The organism is Parabacteroides leei (assembly GCF_023369805.1).
GTDB lineage: Bacteria > Bacteroidota > Bacteroidia > Bacteroidales > Tannerellaceae > Parabacteroides > Parabacteroides leei.
This window is the reverse complement of sequence record NZ_JAMBQG010000007.1, coordinates 198086-219518: the sequence shown is the minus strand read 5'-3', so window position 1 is coordinate 219518 and position 21433 is coordinate 198086. Positions and strand designations below refer to the sequence as shown.

The 21433-nt window shown below is 41.7% G+C and carries 9 protein-coding genes; 8 read left to right on the top strand and 1 reads right to left on the bottom strand.

Annotated elements, in window-relative coordinates; translation table 11 throughout:
- Position 1: 1 nt before the first annotated feature.
- Positions 2-4042, bottom strand: coding sequence for a two-component regulator propeller domain-containing protein (locus M1P97_RS12485; RefSeq protein WP_249389261.1), 4041 nt, complete (start codon positions 4040-4042; stop codon positions 2-4).
- A gap of 1167 nt (positions 4043-5209) precedes the next feature.
- On the opposite strand from M1P97_RS12485, the gene M1P97_RS12480 reads away from it, so the two are divergent.
- The 8 genes from M1P97_RS12480 to M1P97_RS12445 all read left to right on the top strand — a co-directional run bounded on the left by M1P97_RS12480 (position 5210) and on the right by M1P97_RS12445 (position 21431).
- On the top strand, positions 5210-8104 hold the full coding sequence (locus tag M1P97_RS12480) for a SusC/RagA family TonB-linked outer membrane protein (protein WP_249389288.1): 2895 nt from the start codon (positions 5210-5212) through the stop codon (positions 8102-8104).
- A gap of 21 nt (positions 8105-8125) precedes the next feature.
- Entirely contained in the window at positions 8126-9793 is a 1668-nt protein-coding gene (locus M1P97_RS12475) for a RagB/SusD family nutrient uptake outer membrane protein (protein ID WP_195374582.1), read from the top strand.
- 40 nt (positions 9794-9833) lie between these two features.
- On the top strand, positions 9834-10823 hold the full coding sequence (locus M1P97_RS12470; RefSeq protein ID WP_195374581.1) for a DUF4859 domain-containing protein: 990 nt from the start codon (positions 9834-9836) through the stop codon (positions 10821-10823).
- Positions 10824-10898: 75 nt separating this feature from the next.
- A complete protein-coding gene (locus tag M1P97_RS12465; RefSeq protein WP_249389260.1) occupies positions 10899-12281 on the top strand; it encodes a DUF6055 domain-containing protein in 1383 nt (460 codons plus the stop codon).
- 12 nt (positions 12282-12293) lie between these two features.
- The gene (locus M1P97_RS12460; RefSeq protein WP_249389259.1) at positions 12294-14291 is read left to right on the top strand and encodes a glycoside hydrolase family 97 protein; all 1998 of its coding nucleotides are present in this window, start codon (positions 12294-12296) and stop codon (positions 14289-14291) included.
- Between the two features lie 138 nt (positions 14292-14429).
- Positions 14430-16883, top strand: coding sequence for a glycoside hydrolase family 127 protein (locus M1P97_RS12455; protein ID WP_394803910.1), 2454 nt, complete (start codon positions 14430-14432; stop codon positions 16881-16883).
- Positions 16884-16896: 13 nt separating this feature from the next.
- A complete protein-coding gene (locus tag M1P97_RS12450; RefSeq protein ID WP_249389258.1) occupies positions 16897-19293 on the top strand; it encodes a glycoside hydrolase family 127 protein in 2397 nt (798 codons plus the stop codon).
- Between the two features lie 26 nt (positions 19294-19319).
- Positions 19320-21431, top strand: a complete 2112-nt coding sequence (locus M1P97_RS12445) for a S9 family peptidase (RefSeq protein WP_249389257.1) — start codon at positions 19320-19322, stop codon at positions 21429-21431.
- Positions 21432-21433: the final 2 nt, after the last annotated feature.

The following is a 21433-nucleotide window of genomic DNA, read 5'->3' as shown; positions in this document are numbered from 1 at the left end:
TTTAGTTTTTTTTGTTCATAAAATCTTTCGGCAAAACTCCGAATTGTTTCTGAAAACATTTGGAGAAATAAGAAGGGTTGTTGAATCCAACCTGGTAACATATTTCGTTGATACGATATTTCTGTGTTGCTAACAACTCTGCGGCTTTCTTTAAACGGACAAGCTGTATCAGTTCATTCGGGGTCATTTCTACCAGCGTTTTTATTTTGGCAAACAAACCTGACCGACTGATGCATAATTGTTCTGCCAATATATCGATGGAGAAGTCGACATTCGATATATTTTTTTCAATGATCTCATTCATCTTCGACAAGAACTGTTCGTCAGCCTTATTGACAGCTACGCTATCCAGAGGAACGAACGGCATTTCTGAAAACTTCTTTCGCAGTTTTTTCCGCGACTCGAGCAAATTCTCGATCTGGGCACGTAAAACTTGTGTTGAGAAAGGTTTTTCGATGTAGGCATCTGCTCCGGACTTTATACCGGTTACTTTCGATATATTATCGGTTTTCGCAGTCAGCAATACCAATGGAATATGACTGTAAGAAACATTTTCTTTTACCTCTTTGGCAAAAGCGAAACCATCCATAACCGGCATCATCACGTCGCTTATGATAAGATCGGCTGGTTGTTTTTTCAGCTGTTCTAATCCTTCCTGACCGTTTTCTGCCAATAAAATATTGTATGTCTCTTTGAAACTGTCATGGAGGAAGTTCCTCATGTCGGTATTGTCTTCTACTATTAATAATGTGGGACGGCTGGAAGATACGACTAGTTGACTGGTGGCATCTTCGGTGTACGGTTCCTCTTCGGAAACCGTATAGTCTGTTACTATATCCTTTTTTGATTCGGCCGGAACGACATTGGGTTGTTCCAACGGTATTGTAACGGTAAACGTTGTACCTTGCTCTGCTTTACTTTCTACTTCAATCATGCCGTGATGGGCATCTACCAGTAATTTTGCCAGCGAAAGTCCGAGTCCTGTACCCGGTTTATGGCTTTGGGCTGTCTGATAGAAAGGAAGGAATATATTGTGCTGTTCCTGTTCGGATATTCCCCGGCCATCATCCGATACTTTGATGACAATAACCTTGTTATGAATCCCGCAGGTCATTGTAATTTTACCGGCAGCGTATTTAGTGGCATTGGTCAGCAGGTTGCTGATGACTTTGGTTATCGCTTCGGGATCGACAATGGCCATAATTCCTTTATCTGACATATCAAAAGAAAAGATGAAACCTTTCTGTTCGATCATCGGTTTGAAACGATCATACAGGTTCTGAAGTAATTCATGGATATTTTGTTCGGAGAAATTGATCACGAATGCTCCCTGTTCCGCTTTCCGGAAATCCAGCAACTGATTGACTAATGACAAGAGCCGCTGACTGTTGCGGTCGATTATATTTAATGCGCTCTGGATCGTTGTAGGAAGAGTTGATGAGGTTTCCATTATTTTTTCAAGCGGCCCGATGATTAAAGAGACCGGTGTTCGTATTTCATGGGCGATCAATGTAAAGAAATTGATCTTGGCATCGTGCAGTTCCTTCTCTTTTTCCACACTCAGTTGAAGCATACGGGCTTTATGACGTTTTTCTGTTCGTAGCTTCATGGCATATATAATGTAGCATACCAATCCTATGACTGATATGATATAAATGAAATAGGCAAAATGTGAACGCCAGAAGGGAGGATGAATGATAATATCTACGGTTGTAGGCTCTTCATTCCATACGCCATCGTTATTTGAACCCATTACATGGAACTTGTATTTTCCAGCCGGTAAATTTGTATAGGTCGCTTTTCGCTGGTTACCTACAAAGTTCCAGTCTTTGTCGAAACCTTCCAGTTTATACTTATATTGGTTTTTGGCCGGTACACTATAACTGAGGCTCACATATTCGATGCTGAATACATTATATTTGTATGAGAGTTCTATTTCTTTAATGCTGGTTGTCGACTGAGGCAAAATACCTTGCTTTTCGATTTTTACATCTTTGTTGAATACTTGCAGGTTTGTAATTACTACCGGCGGTATATAAGTATTAAGGGTGATGGTACGAGTATCGAGTTCGCAGAAGCCGTTGGTGGTTCCCAGATATAAAAGTCCTGAGGATGCCAGTAAGACGGCATTGACTCCATATTGATCGCTTTGTAGTCCATCGCTCTTAAAGAAGATCCGTTGTTTTCCGGTCTCTAGGCAGTAGGATATAAGCCCGTTAATCGTACTGATCCATAAATAGCCCAGATTAAAAACGACACCGGTGACGGCTGCTTGTGATATGTTCAACGGTACACGTACGAAGTTTCCGATTGTTTTATCAAACCGGCATATTCCGTTATCGGTTCCTACCCATAATTGTTGTTTGTCATCCAGGCAGAGACTATTTATCTGGTTGGTCGATAAGGTGTTTTTATCATCAGGGTTTAATGTATATTGTTCCCATTTCTCTGTTTTCGGGTTAAAACAAAAGAGTCCTTTACCCAGTGTGGCAAACCATATATTGTCGTCTGAATCCTGCAATATACAACTGGTAGTTGTTCCTGTTTCTTTGATTTTACTGAAACTATCGTTTGGGCGGTCATAACGCAGGATGCTCTGCATGGTTCCCAACCAGATATTGTTTTGTTTGTCTTTATAGATAGAATACACACTGCTCATATCCGAAGGAGTCTTTTCGGTTGAGTCGGCGAAATATTGGGAGAATTTACCGGTTCGGGTATTTAATATATTCAGATTACCAGAATAGGTTCCGATCCATAAATTCTCGTTATCCAGGAACAAGGCGTGGATATTATGGTAGGAAAGACTGTTACGGTTCGGATCCGGCTGATAATTCGTGAATTTTTTGTTTTGCGTATTAAAATAACTCAGTCCGCCATCGTCTGAACCGATCCAGATATTACCGGATGGATCTTCACAAAAACAGCTGATAATATTTCCACCGACAGAATTACTGTAATCCGAATGGGTATATCCGTTGATCATTCCTTTCATCGGAGCGGCATAGTTGACACCACCATAATAAGTACCGACCCAAACACCACCTTCCCGGTCTTTATAGATGGGATAGATAAATTTATTGGAAAGGCTACTGTTTTTTAATTCGGTGGCTGTCATTACTTCTGCTTTCTTCGTTTTTGTATCAAAATAAGCAAGTCCGTCGTCGGAGCCAATTAATAAAATACCCGGTTGGTATTCGGTGATATAGTGAACGTGAGAGATTCCGTTCTGTGTTCCCGGTACCAGGAACGATTCTATTTTTAATGTCTTTTTGTTTAGCTGACAAATGCCATGATTCCAAGTTCCTATCCATAGATTATCTTCGTCTCCATCTTCAATGGCATAGATCCGTAAGTTGCAAGGCTCTCCGTTCATCTTCGTTATCTGATATGTGATGAACTGATCGTTTTCCGGGTCATAGCGATTTATGGTTCCTTTGTTTTGTTGGGAAGCAACCCATATCGAACCTTGATTATCGATGTGTAAATAGAATATTGTGTTTGAAATCAGTGAATTGCTGTTATCCGATATGGATTCATAATGTTTTAGTTGTTGTGCTTGTTTGTTGAAGCAGAAAACACCTTGACTTAACGTTGCAAACCAGATATTTCCATTGGGCGCTTCAGCAATAGCTGTTATGTTACTCTTGATTTTTTTCCCATTGTCTGTCTGAGCGGCAAAGTATCTGAATTGTTCCAGTTCTGGATTGTAGATATAGACGCCTTCATCTGTTCCTATCCAAAATATTTTTTCAGAATCTTCTAATAATGAATATATATAGTTATTGCCGATAGAAGTAGAGTCACCTATTATATTTTTAAAAACTTTCACATGATAGCCGTCAAATCTGTTTAATCCGTTTTCTGTGCCAAACCACATAAATCCACGACTATCCTGAATGATACTGCGAACTGTATTGGAAGATAATCCGTTTTCAACTTCATAGTGGATGAATCTGAATTGTTCCGCATAAATCCATTGGCAGGATAATAGGAATACTATAATAATCTTAATGTACCGGACAATAGATAGTGCTCTCATGTTATTTTGAAGATACAGTATTGAATACAAAGGTAGAAAATATATAGAATATCTTAGCAGTGCAGGTAAAAAATACACTATTTCTAAATGGGGATTAAGTGCTTTGCCTGAAATGAAGGTTTCATGTAGCGTCAATTATGGATAGTCATAGGTTATTCTATTTGCTGGAATAAATTGAGACAAAATGTTTGCTGATTGCTTGTTTTTGTGTTAGTATGCTTGGCTTTTTGATGAATGGATAACGCTTGAATATTTCAGAATAATGCTTTTGGAGTATTTATTGTTACAATAATTAACAAATATCCCTGTAAATCATTTTTAGAAACTCGTTTTAAAGAAATTATCACTTCGTTTAAAACGAAGTTTTTTTTGTTTTAAACGAAATGGTGGTTTGTTTAAGACCGGAAAAGTGTTAAAAGAAGTTGTATAGTGGATAAACCAACGCTCTATTTAATCTGAATTGTATGTTTTTTAGCAGTTCTCGTTTCTGGAACATCTGTAAAAAAGGATAGAAATGAAATGACATAAATAAAGCGGATGTCGATTTTATAAAATAAACAGATGTGATAAGCCGAGAAAATCCATCTAGCCGCTGTGTTATTCAGTCATAAATCGCCTGTTTGATAATTTTATACCCCTGGAGAGTTTCGTGAAATCTATCTGTTCCATCTCTTCCCTGTATAACCGATCCAGGAATGGCATGAAATAACATTTTGACACATTGGACATTCCATCTTTTGTAGATAGAAAATAAACAGATTGATTCTGTTAACGGATATTCTTTATATGTTTTCGATTCGCGGATATTGTTTTTTGATATATATAAACAATATCATTAGTCTAACGGAATAGTAAATTAGTCCAGACCACGTTGCTTTAAACCTTTATTTATATGGTGTGGAGTGTGTGTTGTCTGTAAATGTAAAAGATGCACTTATTTGCTATTCAATTGGACTATTTTTCTATATAAAATGGATGTATTACACTTTATTTGCATCAGTGAACAGCGATGAAAAAATCTATTTACTAAATTAATACTTAAAGAAAATGAACTTTAATTCTAAAAAGAAATTACCTGTCGTCGCATTATGTATGTTGATAAGTAATACACCACAAGTTTATTCTTCGACAACATTTTTAAAAGGCGATGTTGGAGTGGAGGTGGGAATGCCACAACAGAAAGGAACTATTAGCGGTATGGTAACAGATGCTAATGGAGAACCGATTATCGGAGCAAATGTAGTTGAGAAAGGAACAACAAATGGCGTAGTTACCGATCTTGACGGTAAATATACACTGAATGTAGAAAATCCCAACTCTATATTGGTCATTTCTTATATTGGTTACCAGACCCAAGAAATTAAGGTGGGTAACAATTTAACAATCAACGTTTCTTTAAAAGATGACTCCAAGTTGATAGACGAAGTGGTGGTTATTGGTTACGGAACTCAACGTAAAGGAGATGTCACCAGTGCAGTTGCGTCCGTTAAAGCGGAAGACTTCACAATAGGTAAGATAGGAGATGCAGCCGAACTGATTAAAGGAAAAGTGGCCGGTTTGACAATCGCTAAAGGATCCGGTGATCCGAATGCGGAATCTACTATCCGCCTTCGTGGTGTAATTTCATTGAAGGGCGGTTCTACTCCGTTAGTGTTGGTTGATGGTATAGAAGGAGGTTTAGGTACTGTTGCGCCAGAGAATATCGCTTCTATCGATGTCCTGAAGGATGCATCTGCAGCGGCCATATATGGTACACGAGGTGCTAATGGTGTTATATTGATTACGACAAAGAATGGCCAACGCGAATCGCGTGCTTCTGCTAACTATTCAGGTTATATGTCTTTATCCCAATTCGGGAAGACACTGGATTTTTATGGGGGGGATGAGATTCGCCAAGGGTTGACAAACTTTACGGATAAGGGATATGATACAGACTGGCTGGACGCTGTTACCCGTAAAGCATTTACTCATAACCACAATTTCAATATTGGCGGCGGCTCAAAGAGCACGACCTATTCTGCAGACTTTACTTACCGCAAGGAAGAAGGTGTCATACTTGAAACTTACAACGAAGAGATGAAAATGAGCTTTGATGTTTCGCATTGGATGCTCAACGATATGTTGAAGGTTAATTTGAATATGGTAAAGACACTTCACAAAAACGGCCCTATTGATGCAGCGACTGCCGGTATTTACCGTCAGGCTATCATGCGTAATCCGACAGAATCTATTTGGAATGAAGATGGTACTTTCAACGAAAACTTTGCAGTAAACTATTATTATAATCCAGTGGGTATCATTCGTGAACAAGATGGTAAATATACCAGTGAAAACACTCGTATGACAGGTAATGTAACTTTTGAACCGTTCAAAGGATGGCAAACCAATCTGATGGTAGGGCGCAGAACGACGAATGACCATAACCGCGGATATTATAATTCAGAATATTATTCACAAAAGAGTGAAAATCATACAGGGTACGCTTATCAGTCTGAAAATGAATATACCACAGACAATTTGGAGGTTACTTCCAAATATAATCATATTTGGGGCAAACATCGTTTTGACGCTTTGTTGGGATATAGTTACCAATATAATGTGAATGAAGGTTTCAGTGCTAACAACTATGATTTCCCGACAGATTTTTACCAGTATAATAATCTGGGACTTGGAACTGCTTTGAAAGATGGAAAAGCAGGAATGAGCAGTTATAAGAATGAAAATACTCTGATCGGTTTCTTTGGACGCGTCAGCTATGGGTATGGTAATAAATATAATGCATTAATCAGTGTTCGTCGTGAGGGTTCTTCCCGGTTTGGCGAGAATAACAAATGGGCTATTTTCCCTTCTGTCTCTTTAGGATGGACTATCAGTAATGAGGGGTTTATGGATGATGTTAACTGGTTGAGCAACTTAAAACTACGTGCCGGTTATGGTGTGACTGGTGTTATTACAGGGGATTCATATAACTCATTGACCAAGTATACTTATGGCTCCCCTTATTTTTATGACAATGGCGTCTGGAAACAGGGCTTAAATGTAGCTTCCAATCCTAACCCTAATTTGAAATGGGAAACTTCCAAAGAGTTCAATTTCGGTTTAGACTGGGGAGTATTGAATGACCGTTTGAGTGGATCTATCGATGTATATCAGAAGAAAACTTCAGATATGTTATGGGACTATACGGTACCAACCCCCCCAAACTTATATAATTTGACATTAGCTAATGTGGGTGAAATGCGTAACCAGGGTATTGAAATTGCTATCAATGCCATTCCTGTTCAAGCGAAAGATTTCGAATGGAAGACTACTGTCACGGCTTCTCACAATGCAAACAAATTGTTAAACCTTTCCAATGACTTATATGAAACTTCCAACCAGATTGACCATGCCGTATTAGGTGAACCTATCTCTATTTCTACTCAGCGCATGGAGGTAGGCAAACCTGTCGGACAGTTCTTTGGTATGAAGTCGGTGGGTGTTTCTGAAAACGGTCTTTGGTTGGTTGAAAATGTGAAAACTGGTGAAATTGAAGAATTTGCCGACAAAATGTTGTCTAACGACGACTATCGCCAGTATTTGGGAAATGCTCTTCCTAAAGTCTATTTGGGCTGGACCAACTCTTTCAGTTACAAAGATTTTGATTTGTCATTCCAGTTGACCGGTCAGTTCGGCTTTAAGATTTTGAATGAACCACGTGCTTATTACGAAAATAATTCTATTGCTTATAATCGTCTTAAATCAGTACAGAATGCTCCTTATGACGGACAATATACACTGTCGACAGCCCAGAAGCAAACATTTGTAAGTTATTATCTGGAAAACGGAGATTTTCTGAAGATGACCAACCTCACTTTGGGATACAATATCCCATTGAAGAGCAACAAATATGTAAAGGCTATCCGCGCTTATGTCTCAGCTGACAATTTATTCTGTATCACCGGATATGACGGCCTGGATCCTGAAATGTCGAATGGGGACATATGGTCTATAGGCATTGACTGGCGCGATAAATATCCATCTACCCGCTCATTTACATTTGGTATGAATGTCTCTTTCTAACTATTAAATGGAAAAATTAATATGAAAACAATATTCAATAAAACACTTTTAGTTTCAGCAATAGGAGCTTCTGTTCTATCTTTAGGTAGCTGTACCGACTTGAGTGAAACGATTTACGATACGATTGCTTCTGAAAAATATGAGTTTACTGATAAAGACAGGGAAGCTATGTTTGCTCCGGTATATAGCAGCCTGCGTGATGTGTATTGGGGGTGGTACAGTTATGCGGATATGATGGACCAGTCATCCGATTCATGGTGTATCCCTTATCGAATCAGCATTGGTTGGGGTGACTTGTATGTGTCTATGCACAAACATCAGTTTCATTCACAAATTGCTCACTTTAACGATACGTGGAACCGTAATTATGCCGGTATCAATGCTTGTAACAAACTGTTGGCAGATGAAATCATTGCTGCAGATGAAACTACTTCTGCTCAACTAAGAGCCTACCGTGCTTTATATTATTACATTTTATTTGACTTGTACCGTAACATTCCGCTAGACACCCAGTTTAATCATGAAGACGGTTGGTTGCCAGATCAGGCTACTCCTCACCAGATGTGGGATTTCCTGACTAGTGAACTGATCGATGTAAAAGGAAAATGCGGGGATAAAGTTGAAATGGGTAAACTCAATAATTACGCCATCAATATGCTTCTAGCTAAAATATATCTGAATCATAATGCCTGGTTCAAAGATTATTCAGATAATTCCTATTATGGAAAGGCTATCGATGAAGTAAATGAGGTAATTAACAGTAGTAAGTTCTCATTGTCTGCTAATTATTCGGATAACTTCAAGGAAGATATTTCCGGCTCACCCGAAATTATCTTTGGTATTCCGTTTGAGTTTAATTATGCCGGAGGTAACTATATGGCAAATATGTGGATGCATGTGGCCGGACGTGCAACCTGGCAGTTTAACGGATGGGCAACTGGTGGTGCAGCCGTTCTGCCCCAATTCCTGGAGACCTATGATAAAAATGACAGCCGTTATGAAGATTGCTGGATTTCCGGACAACAATATGATTATGCTGGTGCTCCTATCTATGTGGATAGCGAACCTTTGGTTTATACCAGAGAGTTACACAGTATTGATAATCCGGGTTGCTATCCTTTTGAGAGTGAGCGTCTGGTAAAATATGAAATCCTTTCGGGCGATTATGGAACTTCTTACGATGATGTGCCTTTCTTCCGTTTGGCTGATGCGTATATGATAAAGGCTGAATGCTTACTCCGCTTGGGAGGATATAACGGCGAAAGCGAACAAACGGCTGCTGATTTGGTTACTCAGGTTCGTCAGCGTGCTTTCAAATCGGATCCCGACAAGGCTACAGTTACGGTAGCCCAACTGAAAGGTGGCAGTCGCTATAATTATGGACATCGTGAGAATCAGGGTATCATGGGCGAATCGGATAAATGGATTATCACAGAAGAAGGTGGCGACGATATTGAATTGGGCGGATTGTTGGACGAACTTGCTTGGGAATTTGTGGCAGAACACCACCGTCGTCAGGATTTGATCCGTTTCCGCATTAAGGGTACAAATCAGAATGTTTATAATGGCAAGTCATGGTTTTGCAAAGATGCAAAGGCCGATATGACAGACAGACATTGTGATATCTTCCCATTGCCTAAGTCTGCATTAGACGGTAATATCAAGTTGATACAGAATCCGGGATATTAATCCAATACCGAAAAGTTTATTAATTAAAAAGAATACTACAATGAAGAAGAATTTTATATATGCTTTGATTGGTTGTTTTACCTTGTCATTGGCTGCATGCAGCACAGATCCGGAGGATGCCACCAGTAAGCACATGTATGGGGAAAACGAAAACCCCTATTTGAAGACAAATTTAGATGCAACAGTTTCTACCAGTATGGAATTTCCTATCACCCGGCTGGAAACAAAGTCTATCATTTTAAATGATTATGCGGAAAAGTTCCAAGCTTATCTGGGAATGACGGTAGATGAAGCCTTGTTTGCCATGTCATCAGGCAGTGTTGTTTTCTATCCTATCAATATATCAAGAAATATATGGAATAAAACGGCTCCAACAAAAGGTTCGAACGGTTGGTATTTTAATACGGCCGGTGGTGTATGCGATGCCTCTTCCGGTATTGTCAGTGTAGAACTTGATGCAGCCAATAAGGCTCTGTCAGTCAATGTGGAAGAATCAGCTCCTATTGGTACAGCTTTGACATTAAATGTTGGTTTTGCTATTAATAATGGTATGGATTTCGATGATTATGTACGCTTCTCTTTCAATATAACTGTTACAGATCCGGGACGTATTGTTATTAGCGAAACAATTCCTGCCGGAGATTATTCTGCATTTGCTGTTAATTTTTCTGACTATGAGGATGTTATTAAAACATGTATGGGTATGACAGTTAAAGAATTCTCTGCAGCCGTTTCTGAAGATCGCACAACCGGTTCGATGGCTATGTATCTTGTTGGAGCAGATGATAGCTGGGATGAAACATGCAATTATACGGCAAATGGTTTAGGGTACTGGTTGACGGCTGATGCAAAGGTTTGTGATTGGGGAGATACCGCTGTATTTTTCGCAGAAACAGGAGATGGTTGTGTAAATATCGGACGTTATTCCGGTATTACTTCCGGAACTGTTGTAAAAGTAAGTTTCGTTTATGCTCTAAAGGCTGATAAAAGCAAATTTGTAGAGTTTATTGTGACTGGTATAATGGAATAATGTTAAGTAAGGGTGTTTCAAAAGTAAGATATTTTGAAACACTCTCCTTTTAGGTAATCTTGAAATAGTAATAACATGAAGATATTCTTTAGTTTTCTTAAATCACTGCTTGTCTTGTTTATAACATGCTGTTTCATTTTGCTAGCTGCCTGTTCCTCGTGCAGTAAGGATGGTGATGATACTGATATCGGGAAAATCGGAAAGCTTCCTGAGGGGAAAGAACTCTATCGTCCCGAAGATTTTTCCGGACAAGACTGGTGGACAAATGATAACGACTATTCTTATAACCGGATGGCTTATACCGATAATTTAGTTATCTATTGGCAGAAAGGTTTTGGTGAAGGTCTGGCCAACCCACCGGAATTGGAAGGAAAGTCAATGAAGGTGGATCTGGAAAATTTGAAAGAGAAGCTGGAAACATTCTATACCTATTTTCGTGATGAACTGCAATTCGTGAAGCCAGGTTCCTTAAGTGAAAAATACCGGATGATGGTTATGATCATGTATTCACTGGAAGGAACAGCCTATGGAGGAACTTATGATAACAAAATCGGAGCATTCTGGGCGGCACCGAATCGTTTGCAGGATCAAAAACTTAATGCCGTGGCTCATGAACTTGGCCATAGCTTCCAACTACAGATCATTGCTGACGGACAAGGCGAGGCTTGGGGAGGAAACGGTATTTATGAAATGGCCTCCCAATGGATGCTCTGGCAGGTGAATCCTGACTGGATGAAAGATGAAAACTATCATTGGGTAGCTTTCAAAGAATTGACACACAAAGCTTTTCTTCATGTCGATAATATCTATCATTCCCCTTATGTACTGGAATATTGGGGGGTAAAGCGTGGATTGCCGGTTATCGCAGAAATGTTTCGGCAAGGTTTGAAAGGGGAAGACCCCGTCATTACCTATAAAAGGATGCATGAAATGACCCAGGAACAGTTCAATGACGAAATGATGGATGCCTATTTACATCTGGTAAATCTTGACTACGACCGTGTTTATGATATCACCCGGCAATGGGCCAACTCGTTTGCTCCGTTTAAAGCAAACTTGAAAGATGACGGTAACGGCTGGTTGCGGGTAGTGAAGGAAGTATGTCCTGAAAATTATGGATTCAATGCCATTAAACTGGAAGTTCCGGAAACGAACCGAACGGTTACAGTCGATTTCAAAGGCTTGCCTGATGCAACCGGATATAATCTGGTTCATGCGGATAAAGCCGGATGGCGTTATGGTTTTGTCGGTGTTACGGCGGATGGAAAATCTGTTTTGGGAACTGTTGGACGCGATGCGGAAGGACAGGTTTCTTTTACAACTCCTATGGATACAAAACTATCCTATTTGTGGCTCGTTGTAATGGGGGCACCCACAGAACACTGGATGAATTCCTCGACGGAGAGTGATGCCCAATGGCCTTATAAAATAAAGGTTTCGGGTACTAATATCGAATAATAGTATACGAATATGAAAAACATTTTTTTGACTGTATGTATTTGTCTGTTGGGTATCTTCTGTGTAAATGCAGCAGAAAAACCGTTAGTTTTATTATCTCCGGATGGAATATTGAAGGTGGAGATACGAACAGAAAACGGACTATTGACCTATTCTGTTTACCGGGCAGACCAGTGTTTGCTGAAAGACAGTAGATTGGGTATGCGATTGGAAGAGGGAACCCAGTGGGGGACTGATACACATATCCGTTCGCAGAAACGTAAAAATATTTCAGAAAAAATTGTATCCCCGCACTACCGGTTACCTTCTTTTCAATCTGTCTGTAATGAATTGGATTTAAAGATGAAAGGGGATTATGGAATTCTATTTCGTGCTTACAATGAAGGTGTAGCCTATCGTTTTTATTCAGTGGGGAAGAAACCGATGATCATTCAGGGGGAATTGGCTGAGTTTAATTTTGATAAAGATTATACGACTTATATGGCCTATTCCACTGCAGCTAAAGGGAAAGATCCTTATGCCATGGCTTTTCAGAACTTGTATGTGAAGGCGCCATTAACCTCCTTCGATACGGAAAATGTAGCATTTCTTCCGGTAACGGTAGTTTACGGTAATGGAGTGAAACTGACAATAACAGAATCAGACCTGGAAGCCTATCCGGGTATGTTTATAAAAGGGGACGGCCGGACAACGTCATTGAAAGGCGAGTTTGCTCCGTATCCTTCCCGCATGGATTATCATCCGTGGCGACACATGAGTTATGTTGCCGAACGTAGTGAGTACATTGCAAAATCAACCGGAACACGAAGTTTCCCTTGGCGTATTCTGGCCATTTCGGAAAAAGATACTCACATGCCGGTTAACAATATGGTTTATGCTTTGGCATCTCCCAATCGTATCGGTGATTGCTCGTGGGTGAAAGGTGGTAAAGTAGCCTGGGATTGGTGGAATGACTGGGGGATTTCCGGTGTCGACTTCAAAGCCGGTATAAATATGGATACGTATAAGTATTATATCGATTTTGCTTCTGAAAATAATATAGAATTTATTGTTCTCGACGAAGGATGGTATGACCCGAAAGTAGGAAATATGTTGACAGTTATTCCAGATCTTGATTTGCCGGAACTTGTTCGTTATGCTAAAAGTAAACAGGTCGATATTATTTTGTGGACTGTATTTAATGTTCTCGATGAACAGCTGGAAGCCGCGTGCAAGAAATATTCGGAAATGGGAATCAGTGGTTTCAAGGTCGACTTTCTCGATCGGGATGACCAGACAGCAGTGGAAATGGTTTACAGGATAGCTGAAACAACCGCTAAATATAAGTTGTCGCTCGATTTGCATGGAATCTATAAACCGACAGGTCTTAACCGTACTTATCCGAACATTATCAATTTTGAAAGTGTGTTCGGTATGGAAGAAATGAAATGGAGTACGGTTGAAAAAGATATGATGCAATATGATGTGATAATGCCTTATATCCGTATGATGGCAGGCCCGGTCGATTATACTCCCGGAGCGATGAGAAATGCCTCTAAAAAAGATTTCAAAGATATTTACTATAACCCGATGAGCCAGGGGACACGTTGTCATCAGTTGGCTGCCTATGTCGTACACGACTCTCCATTGACGATGCTGGCTGATAACCCGACCATATATCGGAAAGAAAAAGAGTGTACCGATTTTATAGTCAGTATTCCTAATACCGGAGTGGAAGAAACTCGTATTCTCCAGGGCACGATGGGAGAATATATCGTATCGGCCCGTCGTGTGGAAGCAGATTGGTACATTGGTGGAATGACAAACTGGGACTCGCGTGAAGTTACTTTGGATCTCTCTTTTCTGGGTAACGGTAACTATACAGCTACCATATTTAAAGATGGAGTGAACGCGGCCAAGCAGGCTACTGATTATAAAAAAGAAGTAAAAACAGTTACTTCACAAACTCAACTAAAACTGTTGATGGCGCCAGGAGGAGGTTTCGCTATCTCATTAAAACAACAACAATAATGTAGGATCAGTCTATTAGAATGGTAAAATAGTCTAATTTGCTATTCTAATGGACAATATTTTTATTGAAAGAGTTTCTTATTATTTTTCTTTGCATTCAAGATTTTATCGATTAGTCAAAAACAAAATATTTGCGTTATGCTGAAAGATTTATTATTTACATCGATCCCTGTTATCGGTTTCTTTGCCTGTCAGTCTATTCCTGATAAATATACATCCACAGAACCGATCGTAGAGGTCCCGTTTACCGAAGTACATCTGACAGATAATTTTTGGGCTCCCCGTATCGAAGTAAACCGGACTGTATCTATCCCGTCTGCATTCAAACAATGTGAGTTGAACGGACGTTTCGATAACTTTGCCCTTGCCGGCGGACTTATCAAAGGCGAACACAAAGGCGATTTCCCGTTCGATGATACTGATCCGTACAAGATCATTGAAGGAGCCTCTTATTCTCTGGCTGTTAAATATGATCCTCAGTTGGATGCCTATCTGGATAGTGTTATCACTCTGATTGGTGTCGCCCAGGAACCGGATGGTTATCTGACTACCTGCGTAACGAACAAATGCGAACGGTTATCACGTTGGTGGGGGAAAGAACGTTGGGAAAAACTGAACAGTCATGAACTCTATAACTGCGGTCACCTGTATGAAGCAGCCGTAGCTCATTATCGTGCTACCGGAAAACGTTCTTTATTGGATGTCGCTATAAAAAATGCGGATCTGGTTTGTCAGGTGTTCGGTCCTAATGAAGGGCAGAAGCATGTTCCGTCAGGGCATCCTATTGTTGAAATGGGGTTGGCTAAAATGTATAAGGTGACAGGTGAACAGAAATATCTGGATATGGCCCGTTACTTTGTGGAAGAAGCGGGACGCGGTACAGACGGGCATCGGTTAAATGCATATAGCCAGGATCACATGCCTATCCTGGAGCAGGAAGAGATTGTCGGTCATGCCGTACGTGCCGGTTATCTTTATTCCGGAGTGGCCGACGTTGCCGCTTTGACAAAAGACTCAGCCTATTTTAACGCTATTTGCCGTATCTGGAATAATATGGCAACCAAGAAACTTTATATTACCGGTGGAATCGGTTCGAGAGCGCAAGGTGAAGGTTTCGGACCAGAATATGAATTACATAATCACAGTGCTTATTGCGAAACATGTGCGTCTATCGCTAATGTATACTGGAATCAACGTATGTTCCTGGCAACCGGTGATGCTAAATATGTGGATGTGCTGGAACGTGCTCTATATAACGGTGTGATCTCCGGTGTCTCTTTGAGTGGAGATAAATTCTTCTATGACAATCCGCTGGAATCGATGGGACAGCATGAACGTGCTCCCTGGTTCGGATGTGCCTGCTGTCCGGGTAATGTAACCCGTTTTATGGCCTCTGTTCCGATGTATATGTATGCCATTCAGGAAAATAGCATTTTTGTGAATCTGTACATTGGTAGCAACAGTAAAGTGAAACTGGGTGAAAATGAAGTTGAATTGGATCAGGAAACTGAATATCCATGGGATGGAGCTGTTAAATTAACAGTTACACCGCAAACAGCTACTAATTTCGCATTAAAACTGCGTATACCGGGTTGGGCTGACAATGAACCCGTTAGCGGAAGCGACTTGTATACTTTTACATCCAAAGAATCGGATAAATACCAGGTTAAAGTGAATGGTAAGGCTGTTAAAAGTAAAGCGTATGACGGCTATATTTCTCTCGAACGCCAGTGGAATGCCGGTGATGTAGTAGAAATATCTCTACCGATGGATGTTCGCCGTGTCAAGGCACATGAGAAAGTGAAAGCAGACGAAGGTTTGTTGGCTATCGAACGTGGTCCGGTCGTTTATTGTCTCGAAGGAGTGGATCAGCCAGACCACCATGTATTCAATAAGTATCTTCCGGAAAATGCCTCTCTGTCTTATACCTTTGAAAAAGACAAACTGAACGGGATCGTAGAATTGAAAGGTACAGCGAAAGAGTTGGAGCGTAATGACGACGGCACAATCGCAGAAAAAGACGTACCGGTGAAACTGATCCCTTATTCAACCTGGAACAATCGAGGTAATGCGGAGATGGCTGTCTGGATCTCGGCGTCTGCCGATTATGCAAAACCGACTCCGGAACCAAGTATCGCTTCCCGTGCCCGGTCATTTACGATTGTCAGTGCACCGATCCAGAAGGATGGCCTGCCTATCGAACGTCGTGAGTATTGTTATGGTGTAAACGATCAGTGGGATCCGAAGAGCTCGGACGATATGTCGAAACCCTATCATTATTTCTGGTTGAAGACAGGTTCGGAAGAAGCTATCGAATATGTATTCAATCAGCCTGAAACAGTAAAGAATGTAGAAGTCTACTGGCTTGAATTCGATCATTACGACGGCAACTATCGCGTTCCGGCTAACTGGAAAGTGCAATATAAGGAAGGAAACACCTGGAAAGACGTGAAGGCTAAAGGTGAATACGGTTGTAAGAAAGATTGTTACAATTCGGTCGACTTCGAACCCGTCACAACTTCCGGTCTGAAACTTGTAATCAACTTGCAGAAAGGCGAATCAGGTGGTGTGATCGAATGGAAAGTTAACTAAAATATTATAGAACATGAAAAATATTCTGGTAATAACACTAGCCGGCTTATGTCTGGCGGGAAGTGCACAAACGCATGACGGGGGATATCCGATCACTCCTGTTCCGTTCACTTCCGTGAAAGTAACCGATAGCTTTTGGGGACAACGTCTGAAAGCCAGTCGTGAAGTGACAATACCTTTAGCATTCAGCAAATGTGAAGAAACCGGCCGTTATGATAATTTCTATAAAGCGGCTCATCCCAGTAGCGAGTATAAGGTCGGTGGCCTGGCTTTTGACGATACGGATGTTTATAAAACCATTGAAGGTGCCAGCTACTCCATGCAAACTTATCCGGACAAAAAGTTGGCCAAATATATCGATAGTGTATTGACGGTAGTTGCAGCCGCTCAGGAACCCGACGGATATTTATATACCTCTCGTACCATGAACCCCGAGCATCCGCATGAATGGGCCGGAAGTAAACGCTGGGAAAAAGTGGAAGACCTGAGCCATGAATTTTATAATCTGGGACACATGATCGAGGGTGCTATCGCCCATTATCAGGCCACCGGAAAAAAGAACTTCCTTAATATCGCCATCAAGTATGCCGATTGCGTGGAACGGGAAATAGGGGATAAACCCGGACAGCTCGTTCGCGTTCCCGGGCATCAGATAGCAGAGATGGCACTGGCTAAGTTATATCTGGTGACGGGAGAACGGAAATATCTCGATCTGGCTAAATTCTTCCTCGACAAACGTGGATATACTACCCGTACCGATGCTTATAGTCAGGCTCATAAGCCTGTTTTAGAACAGGATGAGGCTGTCGGCCATGCCGTTCGTGCTGCTTATATGTATTCAGGGATGGCAGATGTTGCCGCGTTGACAGGTGATACCGGATATGTACATGCCATTGACAAGATATGGGATAATGTAGTAACCAAGAAATTGTATGTTACCGGAGGTATCGGTGCTACCAGCCACGGTGAAGCATTCGGTGAAAATTATGAGTTGCCTAATATGTCGGCCTATTGCGAGACTTGTGCAGCAATCGGTAACGTGTATTGGAACTATCGTCTTTTCCTCCTTCACGGCGAATCTAAATATTACGATGTATTGGAACGTTCCTTGTATAACGGATTGATCTCCGGTGTATCTTTGGATGGCGGCGGTTTCTTCTATCCGAACCCGCTGGAATCTATCGGTCAGCATCAGCGGCAACCATGGTTTGGATGTGCCTGCTGTCCGTCTAATATCTGCCGTTTTATTCCTTCTTTACCCGGATATGTTTATGCCGTACACAATAAGGATGTATATGTCAATCTGTTTATGAGTAACACATCTGAACTGAATGTAGAAGGAAAGAAAGTGACCTTGGCCCAGACTACCGAATATCCCTGGAACGGTGATATCCGCGTATCCGTTTCTCCGAAAGGAAAACAAAACTTCACCTTAAAGATTCGTATACCGGGGTGGGTACAGGGTGAAGTCGTTCCGAGCAATCTATATTCATTTACCGATAATAAACAATTGAATTATTCTGTAAAAGTGAATGGAGAAACATTCAGAAGTAATCTCGATAAGGGTTATTTCGCTATAAACCGCCTGTGGAAAAAAGGGGATGTCGTGGAAGTTCATTTCGATATGGAACCGCGTACCGTAAAAGCCAACTCGAAAGTAGAAGCCGACCGGGGAAAGATATCTGTTGAACGTGGTCCGCTCGTTTATTGTGCCGAATGGCCTGATAACGACTTCAGTGTATTGAGCGTATTTATGAATCGTAAACCGGAATTCACCGTAGAACGTAAACCGGAGCTTCTGTATGGCATCGACTGCCTGAAAACACAAATACAAACGTTGGGGTACGACGAAACCGGTCGCCTGGTTACCAAAGATGTCACCCTGACCATGATCCCTTATTATGCCTGGGCACATCGCGGTACCGGTGAAATGTCCGTTTGGTTGCCGCAGGATGTAAGTGCAACCCGTCCGGTAATGCCTCCGACGATCGCTTCAAAAGCAAAAATCACAGCCTCTCATATGGTAAAATCGATTTCTGCTATTAATGACGGTCTGACTCCGAAGGATGAAAACGACCGTACTGCCCCTTATTATCATTGGTGGCCGGAGGAAGGTACTACCGAATGGATTGCATACGAGTTTGAACAACCGCAGGAAGTATCTTCCACTACTGTTTATTGGTATGATGATGCCCCCTGGGGAGGTTGCCGCATCCCACAAAGCTGGAAAATTTATTATAAAGATGCTTCCGGTGGCTGGCAACCCGTAGAAAACTCCACTCAATATGGAGTAGCCAAGGGAGATCCTAATACAGTCCGTTTTACACCGGTAAAAACTTCAGCAGTTAAACTGGAAGTGGTACAACCGGAGAAAAACTCTGCAGGCCTTTTTGAATGGGCTATAGAATAGTCTGGATTTTTTATATGTAGTAGATAATGAAAAGATTAGTATTGCTAGTAGCTCTGGGTACCGGATTATTTGCCGGTACCCTCAGGGCTCAAGGCACGGCAGACGACTATGCCCGTGCCTTTTCTTTACCTGAGAAGTTTAAAGATGCTGTTCCTTATTCGAACATGAATCCTCGTTGGATAGGCGACTCCAATCGTTTCTGGTATGTACGCAACACCCCGGAAGGTGAAAAGTACGTGATTGTCGATGCCGATAAAAAAACGCGTATTGCCATGCCCGACACCATGAAGCAACGCCTGCTCACAGAAAATACCCGCCGTTGGCCTGACCGCTACTGGGCGGAAACGGATGAGGAACGTACAGGCGATTCCATCCCTTCTCCGGATGGAAAAAGGATTGCTTTCATTAAAAATAGCAATGTCTATGTAAAGGATGTAGCCACCGGACAGGAAAAAGCCCTGAGCCTGGATGGTGCTCCCGGTGAGTATTACTCTGCCTATGTCAGTTGGTCGCCCGACTCCCGGAAAGTGGCTTCTATGAAGATCCGTCCGGCAGAAAAGAGATATATTTATTTCGTAGAGTCATCACCGAAAGACCAGTTACAACCCAAACTGCATAAACGGGAATATGCCAAACCCGGTGATGCCCTTCCTTTCCGTGTTCCCCATATTTTTAATGTGGAGACAGGAGAGGTGAAAGCACCGTCGACTGAACTCTTTGCCTCCCAGTTCGATGTACACGGGTTGGATTGGGATAACGATAGCCGGTCACTTCTTTTCGAATATAATCAGCGAGGGCATCAGGTTTACCGGGTATTGGAACTTTCTGCCGAAACGGGCAAAGTGCGCCCTATCGTAGAAGAGACAAGCAACACCTTTGTCAATTACACCCGTTATTTCCGCAAAGACCTGGCTAACGGGAATGAACTGATCTGGATGAGCGAGCGCGATAACTGGAACCATCTTTATCTGATAGACCGCCAAACGGGACAGGTAAAACAACAGATCACCAAAGGCGAATGGTATGTGCGTAATGTGGTTGAGGTGGATGAAACAAACCGTGTTATCTATTTTGCCGCCAGTGGAATGGTGAAAGATGAAGACCCTTACCTGATACGCTACTACCGTATCAATATGGACGGTACCGGCCTTACTTGTCTGACTCCGGAAGAAGGCACTCATACAGCCTGGTTTTCGGCTGATAATAAATTCCTGGTCGATACCTGGTCGAAGGTCGACAAAGCTCCTAAATCTGTTTTGCGCAGTGCCAAAGATGGAAAGGTGGTCATGCCGCTTGAAGAATCCGATCTGACGGAATTAAAGAAACGCGGATGGATTGCCCCTGAACCTTTCGTTGCTAAAGGACGCGATAACGAAACGGATATATGGGGTGTCATTTTCCGTCCGACCAATTTCGATCCGTCTAGGAAATATCCGGTACTCGAATATATTTATGCCGGCCCCGGAAGTGCCTATACACCGAAGGAATTCCGGTCGTTTTACTGGTTCCATCAGCAAATCGCCGAATTAGGCTTTATCGTTGTCCAGTGCGACGGGATGGGAACATCTTTCCGTAGTAAAGCCTTTGAGAGTATTATCTATAAGAATCTGAAAGATGCAGGTTTCCCGGATCGTATTGCCTGGATGAAAGCGGCTGCACAAAAATATCCTTATATGGATATCGATAAGGTAGGTGTGTTCGGTGGTTCGGCCGGAGGTCAGGAAGCAATGGCTGCTGTGCTTTTCCATCCAGAGTTCTATAAGGCTGCTTATGCCGGATGTGGTTGTCATGACAACCGAATGGATAAGATCTGGTGGAATGAGCAGTGGATGGGATATCCGGTCGATAGTAGTTATGTGGCTTGCAGTAATGTGGAAAATGCCCATTTATTGACACGACCGCTGATGCTGATGGTCGGTGAGATGGATGATAATGTAGATCCGGCTACAACGATGCAGGTTGTCAATGCCCTTATAAAAGCAAAGAAAGAATTTGAACTGGTAGTCGTACCGGGAAGTAACCATACGCTGGGAGGTGAATATGGCGACCGGAAACGCCTGGATTTCTTTGTAAAACATTTACTAGGAGTAACTCCTCCCGACTGGAACAACTGGTCCCCTGTAAAGAATGAAAAATAAGT